The sequence below is a fragment of the Enterobacter cloacae complex sp. 6730903 genome (genome assembly GCF_048283985.1).
Classification (GTDB): Bacteria; Pseudomonadota; Gammaproteobacteria; order Enterobacterales; family Enterobacteriaceae; genus Enterobacter; species Enterobacter hormaechei_C.
The window spans coordinates 1-19578 of record NZ_JBLVXX010000016.1; the positions used below are offsets into that span (position 1 = coordinate 1).

Genomic DNA, 19578 nt, shown 5'->3' on the forward strand with positions numbered 1-19578 from the left:
TCTTAGCGGGAAAATTATTCAGTTCATGAGTATGTCGGATGGCAATGATTCTGGCTGGATGCAGATTTACCACACCGGAAATACGACCCGTGCATCTGATGGCACGCTGAAGGCCGCCTCCCCGATTGTACGGTTGTTCGGTGATGGTTCGTGTCAGCTTAACGATGAATCTGAAGGATACACCGTAACCCGTCAGGCTATCGGTGAGTATCTGATTGAAGGATGCATGGGTATGAATTCAGATGCTGCATGGGGTGGGATAGATGGCGGGTTTGATATACCTAAAGATCGCAATGGGCAAGCCCTTGTCTGGCTGGATTATGAGGTAAATGCAGACGGATCGGTGCTGGTAAAAACATTCCACCGGGAATACCCTACAGCGCCGTCATTTGCGAGGAACGTATTGAAGGGTGTGGCGGATGGCGAACCGGTCGATATTCCCGCCGACCAGTTCGTAAGTGTTCGCGTGGAAATGCCCGTGGACAGCCTCTGGAACCAGCGACGCAAAGATGCATTTACAGTGTCGACGCAAGAGCAAAATCCCCGTTTGGACAGTAATCTGCACACCAACGAAAATTGATAGCCAATATCTGCATTGACCGATAGCCCTGTCAATATGATACTGTGTTTATGTACAGTATTTTTGTGAGGTAATGATGCCACGCACAGCAGACATAAATGCCGCATTTATAGCGGCTATTGAGCTTAACCCAAAAGGTTATCGCTATCTGAGGACAGATAGCTTCATTCAGAAGTTGAGGGGCTTTAACTGGCATTTTACCAGGGTCGATGCAAATTCGTGGATAGAGCGGAACCAGCCTGGCTTCGCTGACAAGACGACAGACGGCAGCGACAACCGTTATTGGATTCTGCGCAACATGGGGAGAGTTCTATAATGGGCTTTCCTTCTCCAGCAACAGACTACGTAGAGCGCCGACTAACTCCAGCAATTCTGTGCAACATGGGTGCTGATAGCAGGGTGCTTGAAACGGATGTGGGGTTTGCGGTTATTGAACCTTTATCGAAGAGAACACATGGAGATGTGTTATTGATTCTGTGCGATGGGCACACACAATTTGCCAAGCTGATGGGTCGGTCGCTCATAACAGACGATGGGGAAGCGATCGAAGGTTCTGCTCTGGAAGAGGTTGAGGTTTTGGGTAGAGTAACGTTCTTCATCAATCGTGCATTAGATGATGATTGCCCTGCAATATAGATAATGTTCCCCATACGTCACTGAAAAATAACCAGCCATAAGCGGCTGGTTTTTTTGTGTAGTTTTGGTCGGCACGATAGGATTTTTCCTCTATCGCATGATGGCCATCCTAAAGCTCAAAGGAAGTTTTGCGTAATCACTTCTTCAAAATCGCATTCCCCAAAATAAAATCTAAGCGAATGAAAAATATAGTGAAAATTAAGGATGGAAATCCAATAAAATCAGCCAGAAAAACATAGTTAACTGGCTGATTACTAACATTTAATTGGATGTTGTAGAACTCTGCTTCTGGAACAGTTCCCGGAAGACCGGATAGATGTCATCCTGGTCACGAATGTGCTGCATCGCAAAGTTATCGAACATCGCTTGCAGATGCTCATACTCACGCCACAGCGTCTGGTGGGCGCGACGGGTAATTTCAATGTAGCTGTAGTAACGCACCACCGGCAGGATCTTCTTCGCCAGAATTTCATGACACAGCGGCGAGTCATCCGCCCAGTTATCGCCATCCGATGCCTGCGCGGCGTAGATGTTCCACTGCGCCGGATCGTAGCGCTCCTTCACCACCTCATCCATCAGCTTCAGGGCGCTCGACACGATGGTGCCGCCGGTCTCCTGCGAGTAGAAGAACTCATGTTCATCCACCTCTTTCGCCTGAGTGTGATGGCGGATGTAGACTACCTCCACGTTCTTATACGTTCTGCTCAGGAACAGATAGAGCAGAATATAAAAACGCTTAGCCATATCCTTGGTGGCCTGATCCATTGAACCTGATACGTCCATCAGGCAGAACATCACCGCCTGACTGGAAGGCTCCGGCCGTTTTTCGTAGTTCTTGTAGCGCAGGTCGAACGTGTCGATAAAAGGCACCCGGTCGATCTTCGCCCGCAGTTCGGCGATCTCTTTTCGCAGGCGCTCCTCTTCCAGCAGTTGCGCGGGTTCCGTGTTTTCCACCACTTTCAGGCTGGTTTCCAGCTCGCGCAGTTCGCGCCGTTTGCCTGCCGTCATCGCCGTGCGTCGCGCCAGCGAGTTTTGCAGTGAACGCACCACGCTGATGTTGGCGGGCACCCCGTTTGCGGTATAACCCGCGCGATGGGTTTTGTATTCGTTGAGTTGACGGTGCTGATTCTTTCTCAGATTCGGCAGGGCCAGATCCTCAAACAGCAGGTCGAGATATTCGTCTTTTGAAATCTGAAAGACGAACTCGTCCTGGCCTTCACCGTCCTGGCTGGCCTGTCCCTGACCGCTGCCAGAACCGCCGCCTCCGCCTTGGGGCCGCTCGATTCTGTCATTCTGGACGAAGTGGTCATTACCTGGGTGCACGCGATGGCGAAGGCCGCCACGCCCCTGATGAAACATCGGTTCGCTGATGTCATCGTTAGGGATGGAGACGGATTCGCCGCTGTCGACGTCGGTCACCGAGCGTTTGTTGATGGCCTCGGAGATCGACTGTTTAATTTGCGCTTTATAACGGCGCAAGAAGCGCTGGCGATTCACCGTGCTCTTGTTTTTGCCGTTAAGACGCCGGTCAATAAACCAGGTCATATATCCCCCGTACTGCATTTGCCAACTTGCAGCGTCCGTAAGTGCCGGACATTTTGTTGGCCCGGTAAGCGCGTTACCGGGCACTTGTTTTAAGACGATTTACGCACGCGCAGATACCATTCACAGAGCAGGCGGACCTGTTTGCGGGTATAGCCTTTCTCCATCATACGGTCGACAAAATCGTCGTGCTTTTTCTGCTCGTCGGTTGAGGTTTTGGCGTTGAACGAGATGACCGGCAACAGCTCTTCCGTGTTAGAGAACATTTTCTTCTCTATAACCGTGCGCAGTTTTTCGTAGCTGGTCCAGTTCGGATTACGGCCGTTGTTATGCGCTCTGGCGCGCAGCACGAAGTTCACAATCTCGTTTCGGAAGTCTTTCGGGTTGCTGATCCCGGCTGGCTTCTCAATTTTTTCAAGCTCCGCGTTCAGGGATTCACGGTCAAACAGCTGGCCGGTATCCGGGTCGCGGTACTCCTGATCCTGGATCCAGAAGTCAGCGTAAGTGACGTACCGGTCGAAGATGTTCTGGCCATATTCGGAATAGGATTCCAGGTAGGCGGTCTGGATCTCTTTGCCAATGAACTCGGCGTATTTCGGGATCAGGTAGCCTTTCAGGAACTCCAGGTAGCGTTCAGCCTGCTCCTGTGGGAACTGTTCACGTTCAATTTGCTGTTCCAGCACGTAGAACAGATGAACCGGGTTGGCGGCCACTTCCGCGTGGTCGAAGTTAAAGACGCGGGAGAGGATCTTAAACGCGAAACGCGTCGACAGACCGTTCATCCCTTCGTCAACCCCGGCGTAATCGCGGTATTCCTGGTACGATTTCGCTTTCGGGTCGGTATCCTTCAGGCTTTCGCCGTCATACACGCGCATTTTTGAGTAGATGCTGGAGTTTTCCGGCTCTTTCAGGCGCGACAGGATCGAGAAGCGCGACAGTGTTTCCAGCGTTCCCGGTGCGCAAGGGGCATGAACCAGCTCACTGTGGTTGAGCAGTTTTTCGTAAATCTTGATCTCCTCGGAGATCCGCAGGCAATAAGGCACTTTGACGATGTACACACGGTCAAGGAACGCCTCATTGTTTTTGTTGTTACGGAAGGTCACCCATTCTGATTCGTTAGAGTGGGCGAGGATAATCCCGTTAAACGGCAGGGCGGAAATACCTTCCGTCCCGTTGTAGTTCCCCTCCTGGGTGGCGGTCAGCAGCGGATGCAGCACTTTGATCGGTGCTTTAAACATCTCGACAAATTCCATAATCCCCTGGTTGGCGCGGCACAGCGCACCGGAATAACCGTAGGCATCCGGGTCGTTTTGCGCGTGATGCTCCAGCTTACGGATATCGACTTTACCCACCAGCGCCGAGATATCCTGGTTGTTCTCGTCACCGGGTTCAGTTTTAGCGATGGCGATCTGCTCGAGGATAGACGGCCACACTTTCACGACGCGGAACTTGGTGATGTCCCCGCCAAACTCGTGCAGACGTTTTGCCGCCCACGGCGACATGATCGTACCGAGATAGCGATGCGGAATGCCAAACTCTTTTTCCAGAATTTGCGCATCCTCTTGCGGATTAAACAGGCACAGCGGATGGTCATTGACCGGGCTGCGCTCGCCGTTGGCGCTCAGCACATAGATCGGCACGCGCTGCATCAGCGCTTTCAGCCGTTCAGCCAGGGAGGATTTACCCCCACCGACAGGACCCAGCAGGTAAAGGATCTGTTTCTTCTCTTCCAGCCCCTGAGCGGCATGCTTCAGGTAGGAGACGATCTGCTCAATGGCATCTTCCATGCCATAGAACTCTTCAAACGCCGGGTATCGGGCGACCACCCGATTCGAAAAGAGACGGGAAAGCCGTGGCTCCAGGGCAGTATCAACCATGTTTGGCTCACCAATAGCCATCAATAGCCGTTCTGCCGCATTGGCATAGGCACTGCGATCTTGCCGACAAATGGTAAGAAACTCCTGCAGTGTGAACTCTTCGTCCTTGGCAGCTTCGTAGCGCTGGCGATAGTGATCGAATATATTCATGGCATGCCGTCCTTTCGTTTTTTAGCACAGGATAAGAGCCGTTCGTATGAGTAGTGGAGGCTCCCGGAAGAGAATTTTTCGCACCTCACTGCCAGAGCAGCAACCTGTGTGCCAGGTCGAAGTCTATGAACCGCAGGGTGTTCAGCAAAACCTCTTCTTAAATTAAAGCGTAGATGGCAATTGCAAAACTTGCATACGGATAAAATCTACTTTCAATGACATATCAATAACTCATCCAAAAATTTCCACTGCGGTTATAAGCGAAAAGCGGGTTTTTCATTTATCGGTCACATAAATGAAAGCGGTATGTCATCTGAAAAATGAAAAATAACGGGTTAATCAAACGGATTAGCGCGCAAAAAATTTTGGGATGTACGGGAATGGCGGTTACACTTCACCCGCTGATTATTTGACTACAGGAAAGAATGGATTGTGACCAAACTCAAACTTCTGGCATTGGGCATCCTTGCCGCTACCGCAGCGAGCACCGTACAGGCTGAGAGCCAGTGGACTGTTGGCGCGGGTGCTGGCGTGATTAACAGCCCGTACAAGCAGTATGACCGCGACGTTTATCCTGTCCCCGTTGTCACCTATGAAGGCGATAACTTCTGGTTCCGTGGGTTGGGCGGCGGCTACTATCTGTGGAACGATACGGCCGATAAGCTCTCCATCATGGCCTATTACGACCCAACGCACTTTAAACCAGGCGACAGCGACAGCAATGCGCTTCGTCAGCTGGACAAACGCAGAAGCTCACTGATGGCGGGGCTTTCTTACGTCCATAATACCGAGTATGGCTTCCTGCGCACTGCGCTGGCGGGCGATACCCTGGACAACAGCAACGGCTTCATCTGGGATCTGGCGTGGCTTTATCGCTATACCAACGGCGCAGTGACGCTGACGCCGGGTATCGGTGTGCAGTACAGCAGCGAGAATTACAACGACTACTACTATGGCGTGTCTAAAGCGGAGTCTCGCCGCAGTGGTCTGAAGAGCTACAGCGCGGATGATGGCTGGGACCCGTACCTGGAACTCACCGCCTCGTATAACTTCCTCGGTGACTGGAATGTGTACGGTACTGGCCGTTACATTCGTCTGAGCGATGAAGTGAAAGACAGCCCGATGGTCGACAAGTCCTGGTCTGGCATCTTCTCTGTGGGTGTGACCTACAAGTTCTGACCAGAACGTGATGCATTAAAACGGGGCGCTAGCGCCCCGTTTGTTTTTTATGATGCCTGAAAAAAATTAGCGCTTCACAATCTTGATCGTCTGGCCTAAGCGGGACGGTTTTTCTTCGCTGGTTTTCTGCGGCGCGGTCACGCACGCGGTTTCCACGCACACGAAGGTCTTGTAACCGTCATCCGGGATATCCGCCATGCTGACGGAAAGGGCAGGGCCCGGGTTCCAGCCCACCACGTTGCTGTGGTGGTGATGAACCACATCAATACCGCGGTTCAGCGCGCTGTCGTGGATGACGCTACAGGCTTCCGGGTGCAGGTATACGCGGTCGGTACGATCCGGGAAAGTCTGCACGCCGTCGTCCAGCTTGCCTTCTTTCGCGTTATCCACTTTGTCGATAAAGGTATCGCCAAGTCCGCTCACCTTAACGGCCTGAATGTCGCCTACGTTGAAATAGGTGTGCAGGGCGGACGTTGTTTCAAATTCGCCGTGCGCTTCCAGTTCAATCTCGCAGGTTTTACCCAGCTTGAAGCGGGCATACAGGGTGAACTCGTGTGGCCACAGGGCACGCGTTTCATCATTCGCCTGGAGCTCAAAGGTCAACACCGCGCCGTTATCATCTTCGTTGTGGGCTTTCAGCGTCCACTGCTGGTTACGGGCGAAACCGTGAGACGGTAATCCCTGCTGCGCTGACGGGCCAAACCATGGCCAGCAGATCGGTACGCCGCCGCGGATCGCCGCCCCTTTTTTGAACGAGGTGGCTTCGCTCAGCCACAGGCCTTCTTCTTCACCTTCTGGTTTCCAGGAGAGCAGGTGGGCGCCATTGAGCGCGAAGGACGCTTTAACGCGCGGATGATCAACGACGATGATATCGGCACCGTCAATCTGACGGCGGGAGAGCACAGGGGTAAGTTGTTCGACTACCGGAAGTGCAAAAATTTTATTAATCATTAAGCAATCCTCTGTCTAAAAACAATAAAAAAGGCGACCGAAGTCGCCTTTTAGGATCAAGCACTCATCTCAACTTATTTGGAGATGTGAGCGATCAGGTCCAGTACTTTGTTAGAGTAGCCAGTTTCGTTGTCGTACCAGGAAACCAGTTTCACGAAGTTGTCGTTCAGTGCGATACCTGCTTTAGCATCGAACACGGAAGTGCACACTTCGCCGTTGAAATCGGTAGATACAACGTCGTCTTCGGTGTAACCCAGAACGCCTTTCATTGGGCCTTCGGAAGCAGCTTTGATTGCTTTCTTAATTTCTTCATAAGAAGCAGCTTTTTCCAGACGAACGGTCAGGTCAACAACGGATACGTTAGGAGTTGGAACGCGGAACGCCATACCAGTCAGTTTGCCATTCAGTTCTGGCAGTACTTTACCTACTGCTTTAGCAGCACCGGTAGAAGATGGGATGATGTTCTGAGCCGCGCCACGGCCGCCGCGCCAGTCTTTGTGAGACGGGCCATCAACGGTTTTCTGAGTAGCGGTGGTTGCGTGAACGGTAGTCATCAGACCTTCGATGATGCCGAAGTTGTCGTTGATAACTTTAGCCAGCGGTGCCAGGCAGTTGGTGGTGCAGGATGCGTTGGAAACGATGTCCTGGCCAGCGTAAGTTTCGAAGTTTGCACCGCGAACGAACATTGGGGTGTTGTCTTTGGAAGGACCAGTCAGAACAACTTTCTTCGCACCCGCAGTGATGTGTTTACGTGCAGTTTCGTCGGTCAGGAAGATACCGGTAGCTTCAGCTACAACGTCAACACCGATTTCGTTCCATTTCAGGTTAGCTGGGTCTTTCTCAGCAGTAACGCGGATGGTTTTGCCGTTAACAACCAGGTGGCCGTCTTTCACTTCAACGGTGCCGTCGAAACGACCGTGAGTTGAGTCGTACTTCAGCATGTACGCCATGTATTCAGCGTCCAGGAGATCGTTGATACCAACGATTTCGATGTCAGAACGTTTCTGAGCAGCACGGAAAACAATACGGCCGATACGGCCAAAACCGTTGATACCTACTTTGATAGTCATATATTCCACCAGCTATTTGTTAGTGAATAAAAGGTTGCCTGTAAAATTACAAAAACCTTACGCAGCGTCAAGCGGAATCGTGTCAATCATTGCGACAAATCAATCCTGTGACTAACGTTTGTGCGACTGACTCGCCTCACTTTCCCTTTGAGCTAGCAACCACATGGGGGCTGCGCCCGGAATTTTAAAGGCCTCGCAGGATTAAAATGTGAAATTGATCACAATTGCCTGACCGCCTTTTCGCGACACATAAGTTTAGAACAAAAGTGCACGCGCGGGTGTTAATGTTTTGTTAGAATCTGGGATAAAAGATGTCTGTTTCAACAGCGAGATGTAAGCATATGTCGAACCAACGTAACCCCGACGATTTGAAAAAAAACCTTACAGAGATGCAGTTTTACGTGACGCAAAATCACGGCACAGAACCGCCGTTTTCCGGGCGTTTGCTGCACAATAAACGGGAAGGCGTCTACCACTGCCTGGTGTGTGATGCACCGCTGTTTAACTCCCAGACGAAGTACGATTCTGGCTGCGGCTGGCCGAGCTTTTACGAGCCTGTCAGCGATGATGCGATCCACTACCTGACGGACACCTCGCACGGCATGGTGCGCACCGAAATTCGCTGCGGGAACTGCGACGCCCATCTCGGGCATGTTTTCCCGGATGGCCCGCAGCCGACGGGGGAGCGTTTCTGCGTAAATTCGGCTTCCATGAGCTTTACCGATGGTGAAAACGGCGACCAGACCAAGGGTTGAAAAAACGATTCAGCAAATTATTCCTTTAAAAGGGAGAGATCATGAATATTGATGACATGATTGCAGGTATGACCCCGGAGGTTTATCAGCGTCTGGTGACGGCCGTTGAGCTGGGAAAATGGCCGGACGGTGTGGCGCTCACACCTGAGCAAAAAGAGAACAGTTTGCAGCTGGTGATGCTGTGGCAGGCGCGTCACAATACCGACGCCCAGCACATGACCATCGACACTAACGGTCAGATGGTGATGAAAAGCAAGCGCGAGCTGAAAGAAGACTTCGGCATCACGCCGAAGCCAATTGCGACGATGAAAATGCAATAACGGTGCGGGTTGATGCCCTCACCCAACCCTCTCCCAAAGGGAGAGGGCTTGATTGTCTTACTACTGATGCGGGATCCCAAGCGACTCCGCCAGCTGTTTCGCGAGCTGGTTTTCGTCGTCAGCCCCATACTCCCAGAACATGGCGCCAGCCAGACCTTTCTCCTTGATGTAATCCGCTTTGATCGCCACGGAACGCGGGTTCTCATAGGAAATCGCAAACAGCGCCTTACCGTCGGCGGATTTCACCGACAGCCACGGCACTTTCGCCTGTTCGTCCCAGTGCTCGGTAAAGCGTTTCTGCGGATCGTTCAGCAGTTTGCGGACGATATCGTTGTATTTCACATAGGTATCTTTGGTCAGATCATAGCCAAGCGATTTAAACAGGCTCAGTTCCTGCGGTCCAAAGTAGGGCTGGGTGACAGGATTTTTTTGCGCATCCGGTTTCGTCCAGTCGATCCCTGGCTCTACGGCACGTTTCGGCACGCGCCCATAGAAACCAATTCCGAGGTTCATCTGCTGCGGCTTCAGCCCGGCGGCCAGATAGTTATTCACCACAAAATCGACGCTGTATTTATCGGCAGCGGCCACGGTCGGCCAGGCGCTGGAGTCATACAGATTCGCGTTAAAATACTGAGTACCGTACGCCATGTCGTAGGTCATCAGGTTGATGTAATCGAGCAGGGGGGCAATAGCTTTCACATCCACCCAGCTTTTCGGACTTTCCGCATTCGCGCCCACCGCAATCGTGACCAGCTTTTTCTTACCAAATGCGTCACGCATCTCTTTTAACAGCGCGGTGAAATTATCCCTGTCGGCAGGGGTGCTTTCGACAAGTCCCCACGCGCCGTTGACCGGATATTCCCAGTCCAGGTCGATCCCGTCCAGGCCGTATTTACTGACGATCTCCTGCGCGGAGCGAATAAATACCGCGCGACTCTCTTTGGTTGCCGCTGCGCCAGAAAAACCACGCGCGCCCCAGCCGCCAACGGAAAGCAGGACTTTCAGGTTCGGGTTTTGTTTACGAAGCTGAGGAAGTAACGCCAGATCGGATGCCACCTTAGGTGATAACCAGATTTGATGCAGTTTTGCCGGATCTTTCAGCGCGGCGTTGGTTTCGTCTTTCTCGTTGTTATAGACCAGACCAAACGAGTAGTTGAGGTGGGTGATCTGGCGGACGTCGAGTTTATTAATATCGCCACCCGGTCCGGCGGTAACATCGCCACCGCCATTGAAGTAGCCCACGGACATCAGGGGCGCGGCGGAAGCCAGTGACGCGCAAAGCAAGGGTAATGCTGCCAGCAAGGGCAAACGTTTCATATAAGTTCCTCTTTGACCAAATAAAAATAACCACGCCACAGAAAAGGCGTGGCGAAAAAACAGCCTGAAGAGAATAGCATCGCCGTTTCGCTTGTGATGCGAGGGAGTTCACTTTATGGGGATTGGGGAAGAAATGCCGGGTGGCGGCTGCGCCTTACCCGGCCTACTTTCTCTGGTTATATAGGCCGGGTAAGGCGAAGCCACCCGGCTAAAAAAGCTTACGCCTGCGTCTCCATCCAGTCAGCCAGCGTATACAGCGTTGCGCCTTCTGCGGCCATATCCATAAACGCCTGGGCGCTGTCCTGCGGCTGAATATTCACCCCGCGACAGCCGTCGGTGATGACATTCACGGTGTAGCCCAACTGGAGCGCATCCAGCACGGTGAACTTCACGCAGTAATCCGTCGCCAGGCCCAGCACAATCAGCTCGGTGATCTCATGGTGGCGCAACCACGCGTCCAGCGCCGTCTTCTGACGATGGCCGTTATCAAAGAACGCGCTGTAGCTGTCGATGGTTGGGTTTTCACCTTTGTGGAACACCGCGTCGATGGCCTTCTGGTTCAGCAGCGGGTGCAGCTCAGCGCCTTCCGTCTGCTCTACGCAGTGATCGGGCCAGAAGGTTTGCGCCAGCCCGTCCAGTTCGCCCTGACTGTAAGGCTCAACGTTGTGCTGGCTGGCAAAGCTGCCGTGGTTTGCCGGATGCCAGTCCTGACTCGCCACCACCGCTTCACCACGAGCCTTACACCACGTAATCAGCGAGTTCGCGACGTCTACGGTGCTGTCGCCTTCCGCGACGGCCAGCGCACCGCCCGCACAGAAATCATTTTGCAAATCGACCAGTAACAGGGCGCGTTGCTTCATGGGACCTCCTTATTCGTCCGGCGTCAGTTCACCGCGCAGGTTTTGCATCATGGCGCGGCGAATGGAATCAATATCCAGATCCTGACTCAGTAAATAGTGAAGTTTAGTCAGCGTTGCCTCAACGGTCATATCGAAACCACTGATCACGCCAGCGTGCGCCAGAGCATTACCGGTGGCGTAGCCGCCCATATTGACCTTACCGGACATACACTGGGTGAGGTTGACCACCACAATCCCGCGATCGCTCGCCTCCTGAAGCTCTTTCAGGAACTCACCGTTCTGCGGGGCGTTACCCACACCATAGGAGCGCAGGATCAGCGCCTTCACCGGCTGGCGCAGGAAGTTGCGCACCACGTCGGCGGAAATACCCGGATAAATCGTCACCACGCCGATCGGCTGCGGGGTGATGGGGTGAACGATCAGTTCGCCTGCGGTATTCGGCGCGGGCGGCGTGCCCAGACGACGGATATGGATCCCCGCTTCCAGCAGCGGTTGCAGGTTAGGTGAGGCAAAAGCGTCAAAGCCGTCAGCGTGCGCTTTAGTGGTACGGTTCCCACGGTACAGCCGGTTGTTGAAGAACAGCGTTACCTCGTTGATCGGGTAATTAGCGGCCACGTACAGGGAGTTAAGCAGGTTGATCTGCCCGTCTGAACGCAGTTCCGCCAGCGGGATCTGCGAGCCGGTCACGATGACGGGCTTGCTCAGGTTCTCCAGCATGAAGGAGAGCGCCGAGGCGGTGAACGCCATGGTGTCGGTGCCGTGCAGGATCACGAAGCCGTCGTACTGGTCGTAATGGGCTTTAATATCGTCCGCAATATGCTGCCAGTCTTCCGGCGTCATGTCGGAGGAGTCCATCAGCGGCTCATATTCGTGGATGGTAAAGTCCGGCATTTCCGGACGGTGGAATTCAGGCATCAGCGCCAGCTGGCGCTGCAAGTGGCCGGAAACCGGGATATAGCCATTTTCTGAGCGCTGCATACCGATGGTACCGCCGGTATAGGCGACATAAATTGATTTCTTCTGCATGGTAATGAGTTCTTGTTCTTCAAAAGAAAAAATCCCCTCTTCACGGGAAGAGGGGACGATTTTAACGCACGTTCGCACAGGTCAGGCAAAACGCGTAACGGCTCTGTGGATCATTAAAGGCTGCGAGCTTGTCGCTCTCCGCTTTCATGGCTTTCGCCGCGGTCGCCACCGGCGCCGGCAGATAAGCCTGAAGCGCGTCCGGCAGCATGGCACGAACGGAGCCGGACATGCTGTCCATGACCATATCGAAGAACGTTGGTTCGTCCTGATAATAGTCCACGTGCCACTGCTTGAGCTTCGCCAGCTCCGCCGCTTTCTTCACGGCGTCGTCGAAGTCACCCAGACTGTCTACCAGGCCGTTGCTCTTCGCGTCCTGGCCGGTCCAGACGTGGCCCTGAGCGATCTGGTCAATCTGATCGGGCGTTTTTTTACGGGAGTCCGCAACCAGCGTGATGAAACGTTTATAGCCACTCTCAATGCTGAGCTGCATCATCTCAGACACCTCAGGCGGCAGGGATTTGGTGACGGACACATCCGCCAGCGGCGAGGTGGAAACGCCGTCGGTGTGGACGCCGAGATAATCCAGGCTGTCCTCTACGGTGTTGATCACGCCGAAGATGCCAATCGAGCCGGTCAGCGTGCTTGGGTTAGCCACAATGTAGTTGGCTGGCGTCGAGATCCAGTAACCCCCGGAAGCCGCCATACCGCCCATCGAGACCACTACCGGCTTGCCTGCGGCGCGCGCGGCGGCCAGTTCAGCACGGATCACTTCAGAGGCGCTGACGCTGCCGCCAGGGCTGTTCACCCGCAGGACAATCGCCTTCACTTTCGGATCCAGGCGCGCATCGCGGATCTGCGACGCGGTGGTGTCCCCGCCGACGTTCCCCGGCGTTTCTTCGCCGTCCATAATGGCCCCGTTAGCAAACACCACGGCGATGCTGTCACCGCTGTCGTCCGGCTTTTTCGCGGCGTAGTCATACATGCTGATGGCGCTGTAGTTTTTGTCCTCTTTACTCCAGCCGAACTGTTTGGTCAGCGCTTTTTCAATTTCAGCGCTGGAACCCAGCTGATCGACCAGTTTGTTATCAAGCGCGTATTTCGCTGTATCGCCGTCCACCTTGCGCAGGCCGTCCAGCACGCCGCGCGCGCCCGGGAAGACTTGCTCAGCGGTAATCTGACGGTTAGCGGCAATGGTGCCGAGGTAGTTCTGCCACAGTTCGCCGATCCAGCGGCTGTCCGCTTCACGGGCGGCAGGGGACATATCATCGCGGATAAACGGCTCCACGGCGGATTTATAGGTCCCGACGCGGAAGACGTGGGTGGTGACCTTCAGCTTGTCGAGCAGCGATTTGTAGTACAGACCGTTAGTGGCGAAGCCATGCAGATCGACCGTGCCCTGTGGCGAAAGCCAGATCTTATTGGCAAAGCTCGCCAGATAATATTGCCCCTGGGTGTAGCTGTCGCCAATGGCAATAACCGGCTTACCGCTGTCGCGGAATTCGCGCAGCGCTTTGCCGATGTACTGCATTGACGGCTGATCGGCCCCGGCAAAATCTTTCAGGTCCAGCACGATACCGGTAATGTTACGGTCGTCTTTGGCCTGGCGAATGGTGTCGACAATATCAAACAGGGAGTTTTCCTGAAGACGGTCTGACGTTGCGCCGAACAGCTGGCGGCCAATCACGCCCAGACGGTTGCTGGTCGATGGCTTATCAACAATCACCCCGGTGATATCGAGTAACAGCGCGCCGCGCGTCGAATGCTGCGACTGGTTTGCGTTGCTGATATGCATCCAGATACCTGCGCATACCAGGACCAGGAAGATGAAGAAGATGTTCATCACCAGGTTGCGGACGAAGTTGAGCAGTCGCCACGTCCATTTAAAGAAACCGGCAAAGATTCGCCAAAGGGTTCGCATGTATTCTCCCTAACCAGAAAAGGACTGTTTCCGTCGCCACGGGACGGTAATGTGCGGTTATCGTAATGACCCAACCGCCACTTGTCAGCAGGAATCGCCTGCCACGCTGTAACAAATTCTGCTGTCGTGTTAATTTTGTGAGTAAATTTCATGAAAGGAGTTAACCAATGGACGCACTTGAACTGCTTGTTAACCGTCGTAGCGCTTCCCGCCTGGCCGAACCGGCACCCGTCGGCGAGCAGCTGGAAAACATTCTGCGTGCCGGAATGCGTGCGCCGGACCATGGCACATTGCAGCCGTGGCACTTCTTTATTATTGAAGGCGAAGGGCGCGACCGCTTCAGCCAGCTGCTGGAGCAGGGGGCTGTTGCCGCAGGCCAGGATGAGAAGGGGATTGATAAAGCCCGCAACGCGCCGTTCCGTGCGCCGATGATCATCGCGGTAGTCGCAAAATGTCAGGCCGATCATAAAGTGCCGGTCTGGGAGCAGGAGATGTCTGCCGGTTGCGCGGTAATGGCAATGCAGATGGCCGCCGTTGCGCAGGGCTTTAACGGCATCTGGCGTACCGGGCCGCTGACCGGGAGCGCCGCCGTGCGGGAAGGCTTCTCCTGCGGCGAACATGATAAAATTGTCGGCTTCCTCTATCTCGGCACCCCGCAGCTTAAAGCCTCCAGCACCATTAGCGTGCCGGACACCACGCCTTTCGTCAGCCGTTTTTAATCACCCGCGCTAAACTGTCTGGATTCTGAGCATCCGCCGCAGAATTCAGACAGTCATACTTACCTCTTTATGGAATGAGCGCTACCATAGCGCGATTGAGATGACAGGAGACGTCCATGAGCGAGCAAACCATTCGTTTAACGCAATACAGCCACGGAGCCGGTTGCGGTTGTAAAATTTCCCCGAAAGTGCTGGAGACCATCCTGCACAGTGAGCAGGCGAAGTTTGTCGACCCGAACCTGCTTGTCGGTAACGAAACGCGTGACGATGCAGCGGTTTATGACTTAGGTAACGGCACCAGCATTATCAGCACCACTGACTTCTTTATGCCGATTGTCGACAACCCGTTCGACTTCGGGCGCATTGCGGCCACCAACGCCATCAGCGATATCTTTGCGATGGGCGGTAAACCGATTATGGCGATCGCCATTCTGGGCTGGCCGATTAACACCCTCCCGCCGGAGATTGCCCGCGACGTGATCGACGGCGGACGCTTTGCCTGCCAGCAGGCGGGTATTGCCCTGGCCGGTGGTCACTCTATCGATGCGCCGGAGCCGATCTTCGGCCTGGCCGTCACCGGCGTGGTGCCGACCGAGCGCGTGAAGCGCAACAGCACCGCGCAACCGGGCTGCAAACTGTTCCTCACCAAGCCGCTGGGCATTGGCGTACTGACGACCGCAGAGAAAAAATCCCTGCTGAAGCCCGAGCATATCGGTCTGGCAACGGAAGTGATGTGCCAGATGAACCTCGCCGGTGCGGCATTCGCCAATATCGACGGCGTGAAGGCCATGACCGACGTGACCGGTTTTGGTCTGCTGGGGCACCTCTCTGAAGTCTGTCAGGGCGCGGGCGTGCAGGCGCAGGTCTGGTATCAGGATGTGCCGAAGCTGCCGGGCGTGGAAGAGTACATTGCTCAGGGCGCGGTGCCGGGCGGGACGCAGCGCAACTTCGCCAGCTACGGCCATTTAATGGGCGAAATGCCGGAAGCGTGGCGTAACCTGCTGTGCGATCCGCAAACCTCCGGCGGCCTGTTGCTGGCGGTGACGCCGGAAGCTGAAGCTGACGTTCAGGCGACGGCTGCCGAGTTTGGCATCACCCTGACGGCCATTGGTGAGCTGGTGACCGCCCGTGGTGGTCGCCCGATGATTGAGATCCGTTAATTCGATGCGGTTGTTTATTGCCGAAAAGCCGAGTCTGGCGCGTGCCATCGCCGATGTGCTGCCCAAGCCGCATCGCAAAGGCGACGGCTTTATCGAATGCGGTAACGGGCAGGTGGTCACCTGGTGTATCGGTCACCTGCTTGAACAGGCGCAGCCGGATGTCTACGACAGCCGCTACGCCCGCTGGAATCTCAACGATCTGCCGATTGTGCCGGAAAAGTGGCGTCTCCAACCGCGTCCTTCCGTCACCAAACAGCTCAACGTCATTAAGCGCTTCCTGCATGAGGCGACGGAAGTGGTCCACGCGGGTGACCCGGACAGGGAAGGGCAACTGCTGGTCGATGAAGTGCTGGACTACCTGGAGCTGGCGCCGGAAAAGCGCCAGCAGGTGCAGCGCTGCCTGATCAACGACCTCAACCCGCAGGCGGTAGAGCGGGCCATTTCACGCCTGCGCGCCAACAGCGAATTTATTCCCCTGTGTGTCTCCGCGCTGGCGCGTGCCCGTGCGGACTGGCTGTACGGGATCAACATGACCCGCGCCTACACCATTCTCGGGCGCAACGCGGGTTATCAGGGCGTACTCTCCGTCGGTCGTGTCCAGACACCGGTGCTGGGGCTGGTGGTGCGTCGCGACGAAGAGATCGAAAATTTCGTCGCCAAAGACTTCTTCGAAGTCAAAGCGCATATCGTCACGCCGAAAGACGAACGCTTTACCGCCGTCTGGCAGCCAAGCGATGCCTGTGAGTCATATCAGGACGAAGAGGGACGGCTGCTGCATCGCCCGCTGGCGGAGCACGTGGTCAACCGCATTACCGGCCAGCCCGCGATCGTCACCAGCTATAACGACAAACGGGAATCAGAGCCCGCACCGCTGCCGTTCTCCCTTTCGGCGTTGCAGATTGAGGCGGCTAAGCGCTTTGGTCTTAGCGCGCAGAACGTGCTCGATATCTGCCAGAAGCTCTACGAAACCCACAAGCTGATCACCTATCCGCGTTCGGACAGCCGCTATCTGCCGGAAGAACACTTCGCCGGACGCCACTCGGTGATGAATGCCATTGGCGTCCATGCGCCGGATCTGTTGCCGCAACCGGCGGTAAACCCGGATACCCATAACCGCTGCTGGGACGACAAAAAAGTCGATGCCCACCACGCGATAATCCCGACGGCGCGCACCAGCAACGTCAACCTGACCGACAACGAAGCAAAGGTCTATAACCTGATCGCGCGTCAGTATCTGATGCAGTTCTGCCCGGACGCGGTGTTCCGCAAGTGCGTTATTGAACTGGACATTGCCAAAGGCAAATTTATCGCCAAAGCGCGTTTCCTTGCGGAAGCGGGCTGGCGCACGCTGCTTGGCAACAAAGAGCGTGACGAAGAGAACGACGGCACGCCGCTGCCGGTGGTGGCGAAAGATGATGAACTGCTGTGCGAGAAGGGCGAAGTGGTTGAACGTCAGACCCAGCCGCCGCGCCATTTCACCGACGCGACGCTGCTGTCGGCCATGACCGGCATCGCCCGCTTTGTGCAGGATAAAGATCTGAAGAAGATCCTCCGCGCCACCGACGGTCTGGGGACGGAGGCGACCCGCGCGGGGATCATCGAACTGCTCTTTAAGCGCGGCTTCCTGGAGAAAAAGGGACGTTACATCCATTCAACAGAACCGGGCCGGGCGCTAATTCATTCGCTGCCGGAGCTGGCCGCCAGGCCGGACATGACCGCGCACTGGGAGTCGGTGCTGACGCAGATCAGCGAAAAGCAGTGCCGCTATCAGGACTTTATGCAGCCGCTGGTAGGGACGCTTTATCAGCTGATCGATCAGGCGCGCAGTACGCCAGTTAAGCGATTCCGGGGAATGGTCGCCCCGGGCGGCGGGGCGAAGAAACCGTTCAAAAAGAAGAAAAGCGCAACCAAAAATACAACCGCTTAAACCGTAGGCCGGGTAAGGCGAAGCCGCCACCCGGCGAAAAGCCCGGTGGCGCTAACGCTTACCGGGCCTACAAGGGCGAGAATGCAGCGAAACTAAATCACACCCTGTCCGATCATCGCATCGGCCACCTTCACGAACCCGGCGATATTCGCCCCGCGCACGTAGTTAGTTTGCGAAGCCTCGCCGCCGTACTCCACGCAGGCGTGATGAATATCGAGCATGATGTGGTGCAGACGGGCATCCACTTTCTCTGCCTTCCAGCCCATTCTCGCGGCGTTTTGCGCCATTTCCAGACCGGATGTTGCCACGCCGCCAGCGTTCGCCGCCTTGCCTGGCGCAAACAGTACGCCCGCGTCCAGGAACAGGTCGGTCGCTTCAATGGTGGTGGGCATATTTGCCCCTTCCGCTACCGCTTTCACGCCATTGCTAATCAGCGTCCGGGCGGCATCCACGTCCAGTTCGTTTTGCGTCGCGCACGGCAGGGCGATATCCACGGGCACGCCCCACGGCTGTTTACCTTCCAGATAGGTCAGGCCAAATTCACGGGCATAATCCGCTACCCGACCGTCACGGCTGGCTTTGATTTCGCACAGACGCGCCAGTTTTTCTGCCGTAAAGCCAGCTTCATCCACCACGGTACCGCTGGAGTCGGAGGCGGTCACCACGCGCGCGCCAAACGCCATCGCTTTCTCGATAGCGTACTGCGCCACGTTGCCGGAGCCGGAGACCGCCACGCGCATTCCCTCGAAGCTCAGCCCGTGACGCTTAAGCATCGCTTCAGTGAAATAGACCAGACCGTAACCCGTCGCTTCCGGGCGAATCAGGCTACCGCCAAACGACAGACCTTTGCCGGTAAAGACGCAGGCGCTGTTGTTGGAGAGCTTTTTCATCATCCCGGCCATAAAGCCCACTTCACGCCCCCCCACACCGATATCCCCGGCAGGAACGTCGGTGTCCGGCCCAAGGTGGCGATAGAGCTCAGTGACCAGCGCCTGGCAGAAGCGCATCACTTCGCCTTCGCTCTTGCCTTTCGGATCGAAATCACTCCCGCCTTTACCGCCGCCCATCGGCAGGGTAGTGAGCGCATTTTTAAAGGTCTGCTCGAAGCCGAGGAATTTCAGAATCGACAGGTTCACCGAGGGGTGGAAGCGCATCCCGCCCTTAAACGGCCCAATGGCGGAGTTAAACTGCACGCGCCACGCGCGGTTGACCTGCACCTGATTGCGGTCGTCCACCCACGCCACGCGGAACTGGATGACGCGCTCCGGCTCTACCAGACGTTCAAGCAGCGCCATCTGACGGTAACGCGGATTTTCCTCAAGGAAGGGCCACAGGGTGGTCATGACTTCACGAACGGCCTGGGCAAACTCGCTTTGGTGCGGGTCGCGCTGCTGAACATGGGCAAGAAAGCTTTCCAGAGAGCGTGTCTGATCCATAGATATAAGAACCTCTTATAATAATTTACGCGTGTGGCGGAGATGTTTTGTGTCGTTTTTTTGACTATACCACCCGCACCGCTTTGAGAGGCAAGCAGAAATTTATGCCGCAAGGGAAATTAATGACAGGGCGCGCGTCATAACCAAAAGCGATG

At 55.2% G+C, this 19578-nt stretch carries 17 protein-coding genes and 1 pseudogene; 9 read left to right on the top strand and 9 right to left on the bottom strand.

What is annotated here, in order from left to right; genetic code table 11:
• From ACNQ0W_RS10685 to ACNQ0W_RS10695, 3 genes and pseudogenes are all read left to right on the top strand, one after another.
• Window positions 1-580: pseudogene (locus ACNQ0W_RS10685) on the top strand (phage tail protein); the annotation flags it as partial.
• 76 nt (window positions 581-656) lie between these two features.
• Window positions 657-896 carry a hypothetical protein gene (locus tag ACNQ0W_RS10690; RefSeq protein ID WP_116329894.1) on the top strand — a complete coding sequence of 80 codons (240 nt, stop codon included), beginning with the start codon at window positions 657-659 and terminating at the stop codon, window positions 894-896.
• Entirely contained in the window at window positions 896-1216 is a 321-nt protein-coding gene (locus ACNQ0W_RS10695) for a hypothetical protein (RefSeq protein WP_116329893.1), read from the top strand. The genes ACNQ0W_RS10690 and ACNQ0W_RS10695 overlap by 1 nt, the downstream gene beginning before the upstream one ends.
• 261 nt (window positions 1217-1477) lie before the next feature.
• Here ACNQ0W_RS10695 and ACNQ0W_RS10700 read toward each other — a convergent pair whose 3' ends face one another.
• Both ACNQ0W_RS10700 and yeaG read right to left on the bottom strand, forming a co-directional pair.
• Window positions 1478-2761 carry a YeaH/YhbH family protein gene (locus ACNQ0W_RS10700; RefSeq protein ID WP_023299884.1) on the bottom strand — a complete coding sequence of 428 codons (1284 nt, stop codon included), beginning with the start codon at window positions 2759-2761 and terminating at the stop codon, window positions 1478-1480.
• Between the two features lie 89 nt (window positions 2762-2850).
• Window positions 2851-4785 carry a protein kinase YeaG gene (gene yeaG, locus ACNQ0W_RS10705; RefSeq protein ID WP_006809140.1) on the bottom strand — a complete coding sequence of 645 codons (1935 nt, stop codon included), beginning with the start codon at window positions 4783-4785 and terminating at the stop codon, window positions 2851-2853.
• 432 nt (window positions 4786-5217) lie between these two features.
• Here yeaG and ACNQ0W_RS10710 point away from each other — a divergent pair, with 432 nt between their 5' ends.
• Window positions 5218-5964, top strand: coding sequence for a MipA/OmpV family protein (locus ACNQ0W_RS10710; RefSeq protein WP_017384691.1), 747 nt, complete (start codon window positions 5218-5220; stop codon window positions 5962-5964).
• Window positions 5965-6030: 66 nt separating this feature from the next.
• On the opposite strand, the gene ACNQ0W_RS10715 is transcribed toward ACNQ0W_RS10710, so the two are convergent.
• Window positions 6031-6915, bottom strand: coding sequence for a D-hexose-6-phosphate mutarotase (locus tag ACNQ0W_RS10715; RefSeq protein WP_062932535.1), 885 nt, complete (start codon window positions 6913-6915; stop codon window positions 6031-6033).
• 74 nt (window positions 6916-6989) lie between these two features.
• Window positions 6990-7985 (bottom strand): glyceraldehyde-3-phosphate dehydrogenase, encoded by a 996-nt coding sequence (gene gapA / locus ACNQ0W_RS10720; RefSeq protein WP_006809136.1) that lies wholly within the window; start codon window positions 7983-7985, stop codon window positions 6990-6992.
• 341 nt (window positions 7986-8326) lie between these two features.
• Here gapA and msrB point away from each other — a divergent pair, with 341 nt between their 5' ends.
• On the top strand, window positions 8327-8740 hold the full coding sequence (msrB, locus tag ACNQ0W_RS10725) for a peptide-methionine (R)-S-oxide reductase MsrB (RefSeq protein WP_062932536.1): 414 nt from the start codon (window positions 8327-8329) through the stop codon (window positions 8738-8740).
• Between the two features lie 41 nt (window positions 8741-8781).
• Window positions 8782-9060, top strand: coding sequence for a YeaC family protein (locus tag ACNQ0W_RS10730; RefSeq protein WP_003857863.1), 279 nt, complete (start codon window positions 8782-8784; stop codon window positions 9058-9060).
• Between the two features lie 60 nt (window positions 9061-9120).
• On the opposite strand, the gene ACNQ0W_RS10735 is transcribed toward ACNQ0W_RS10730, so the two are convergent.
• From ACNQ0W_RS10735 to sppA, 4 genes are all read right to left on the bottom strand, one after another.
• A complete protein-coding gene (locus ACNQ0W_RS10735) occupies window positions 9121-10377 on the bottom strand; it encodes a glycoside hydrolase family 18 protein (protein WP_062932537.1) in 1257 nt (418 codons plus the stop codon).
• Between the two features lie 218 nt (window positions 10378-10595).
• Window positions 10596-11237, bottom strand: a complete 642-nt coding sequence (pncA, locus tag ACNQ0W_RS10740) for a bifunctional nicotinamidase/pyrazinamidase (protein ID WP_062932538.1) — start codon at window positions 11235-11237, stop codon at window positions 10596-10598.
• A 9-nt stretch (window positions 11238-11246) separates the two neighbouring features.
• Window positions 11247-12263, bottom strand: a complete 1017-nt coding sequence (gene ansA, locus ACNQ0W_RS10745) for an asparaginase (RefSeq protein ID WP_023303507.1) — start codon at window positions 12261-12263, stop codon at window positions 11247-11249.
• A gap of 61 nt (window positions 12264-12324) precedes the next feature.
• Complete coding sequence (gene sppA / locus ACNQ0W_RS10750) at window positions 12325-14181, bottom strand: signal peptide peptidase SppA (RefSeq protein WP_062932539.1); 1857 nt, start codon at window positions 14179-14181, stop codon at window positions 12325-12327.
• Window positions 14182-14348: 167 nt separating this feature from the next.
• Between sppA and ACNQ0W_RS10755 the strand changes: the two genes are divergently transcribed.
• The 3 genes from ACNQ0W_RS10755 (at window position 14349) to ACNQ0W_RS10765 (ending at window position 17987) form a co-directional block, all read left to right on the top strand.
• Window positions 14349-14900, top strand: coding sequence for an NAD(P)H nitroreductase (locus ACNQ0W_RS10755; protein WP_023303509.1), 552 nt, complete (start codon window positions 14349-14351; stop codon window positions 14898-14900).
• Window positions 14901-15016: 116 nt separating this feature from the next.
• Window positions 15017-16060, top strand: coding sequence for a selenide, water dikinase SelD (selD, locus tag ACNQ0W_RS10760; RefSeq protein WP_062932540.1), 1044 nt, complete (start codon window positions 15017-15019; stop codon window positions 16058-16060).
• Window positions 16061-16064: 4 nt separating this feature from the next.
• Window positions 16065-17987: a DNA topoisomerase III gene (locus tag ACNQ0W_RS10765; protein WP_062932541.1), complete on the top strand. Its 1923-nt coding sequence runs from the start codon at window positions 16065-16067 to the stop codon at window positions 17985-17987.
• Between the two features lie 92 nt (window positions 17988-18079).
• Here ACNQ0W_RS10765 and gdhA read toward each other — a convergent pair whose 3' ends face one another.
• The gene (gene gdhA / locus ACNQ0W_RS10770; protein WP_015570765.1) at window positions 18080-19423 is read right to left on the bottom strand and encodes an NADP-specific glutamate dehydrogenase; all 1344 of its coding nucleotides are present in this window, start codon (window positions 19421-19423) and stop codon (window positions 18080-18082) included.
• Window positions 19424-19578 lie beyond the last annotated feature (155 nt).

What these genes read in the sequence shown, in the direction of transcription:
- ACNQ0W_RS10735 (WP_062932537.1), bottom strand. Translation starts at nt 10,377, where the DNA reads ATGAAACGTTTGCCCTTGCTGGCAGCATTACCCTTGCTTTGCGCGTCA.
- ACNQ0W_RS10690 (WP_116329894.1), top strand. Translation starts at nt 657, where the DNA reads ATGCCACGCACAGCAGACATAAATGCCGCATTTATAGCGGCTATTGAG.
- ACNQ0W_RS10755 (WP_023303509.1), top strand. Translation starts at nt 14,349, where the DNA reads ATGGACGCACTTGAACTGCTTGTTAACCGTCGTAGCGCTTCCCGCCTG.
- yeaG (WP_006809140.1), bottom strand. Translation starts at nt 4,785, where the DNA reads ATGAATATATTCGATCACTATCGCCAGCGCTACGAAGCTGCCAAGGAC.
- ACNQ0W_RS10715 (WP_062932535.1), bottom strand. Translation starts at nt 6,915, where the DNA reads ATGATTAATAAAATTTTTGCACTTCCGGTAGTCGAACAACTTACCCCT.
- ACNQ0W_RS10765 (WP_062932541.1), top strand. Translation starts at nt 16,065, where the DNA reads ATGCGGTTGTTTATTGCCGAAAAGCCGAGTCTGGCGCGTGCCATCGCC.
- msrB (WP_062932536.1), top strand. Translation starts at nt 8,327, where the DNA reads ATGTCGAACCAACGTAACCCCGACGATTTGAAAAAAAACCTTACAGAG.
- ACNQ0W_RS10700 (WP_023299884.1), bottom strand. Translation starts at nt 2,761, where the DNA reads ATGACCTGGTTTATTGACCGGCGTCTTAACGGCAAAAACAAGAGCACG.
- gdhA (WP_015570765.1), bottom strand. Translation starts at nt 19,423, where the DNA reads ATGGATCAGACACGCTCTCTGGAAAGCTTTCTTGCCCATGTTCAGCAG.
- pncA (WP_062932538.1), bottom strand. Translation starts at nt 11,237, where the DNA reads ATGAAGCAACGCGCCCTGTTACTGGTCGATTTGCAAAATGATTTCTGT.
- ansA (WP_023303507.1), bottom strand. Translation starts at nt 12,263, where the DNA reads ATGCAGAAGAAATCAATTTATGTCGCCTATACCGGCGGTACCATCGGT.
- ACNQ0W_RS10730 (WP_003857863.1), top strand. Translation starts at nt 8,782, where the DNA reads ATGAATATTGATGACATGATTGCAGGTATGACCCCGGAGGTTTATCAG.
- selD (WP_062932540.1), top strand. Translation starts at nt 15,017, where the DNA reads ATGAGCGAGCAAACCATTCGTTTAACGCAATACAGCCACGGAGCCGGT.
- sppA (WP_062932539.1), bottom strand. Translation starts at nt 14,181, where the DNA reads ATGCGAACCCTTTGGCGAATCTTTGCCGGTTTCTTTAAATGGACGTGG.
- ACNQ0W_RS10695 (WP_116329893.1), top strand. Translation starts at nt 896, where the DNA reads ATGGGCTTTCCTTCTCCAGCAACAGACTACGTAGAGCGCCGACTAACT.
- gapA (WP_006809136.1), bottom strand. Translation starts at nt 7,985, where the DNA reads ATGACTATCAAAGTAGGTATCAACGGTTTTGGCCGTATCGGCCGTATT.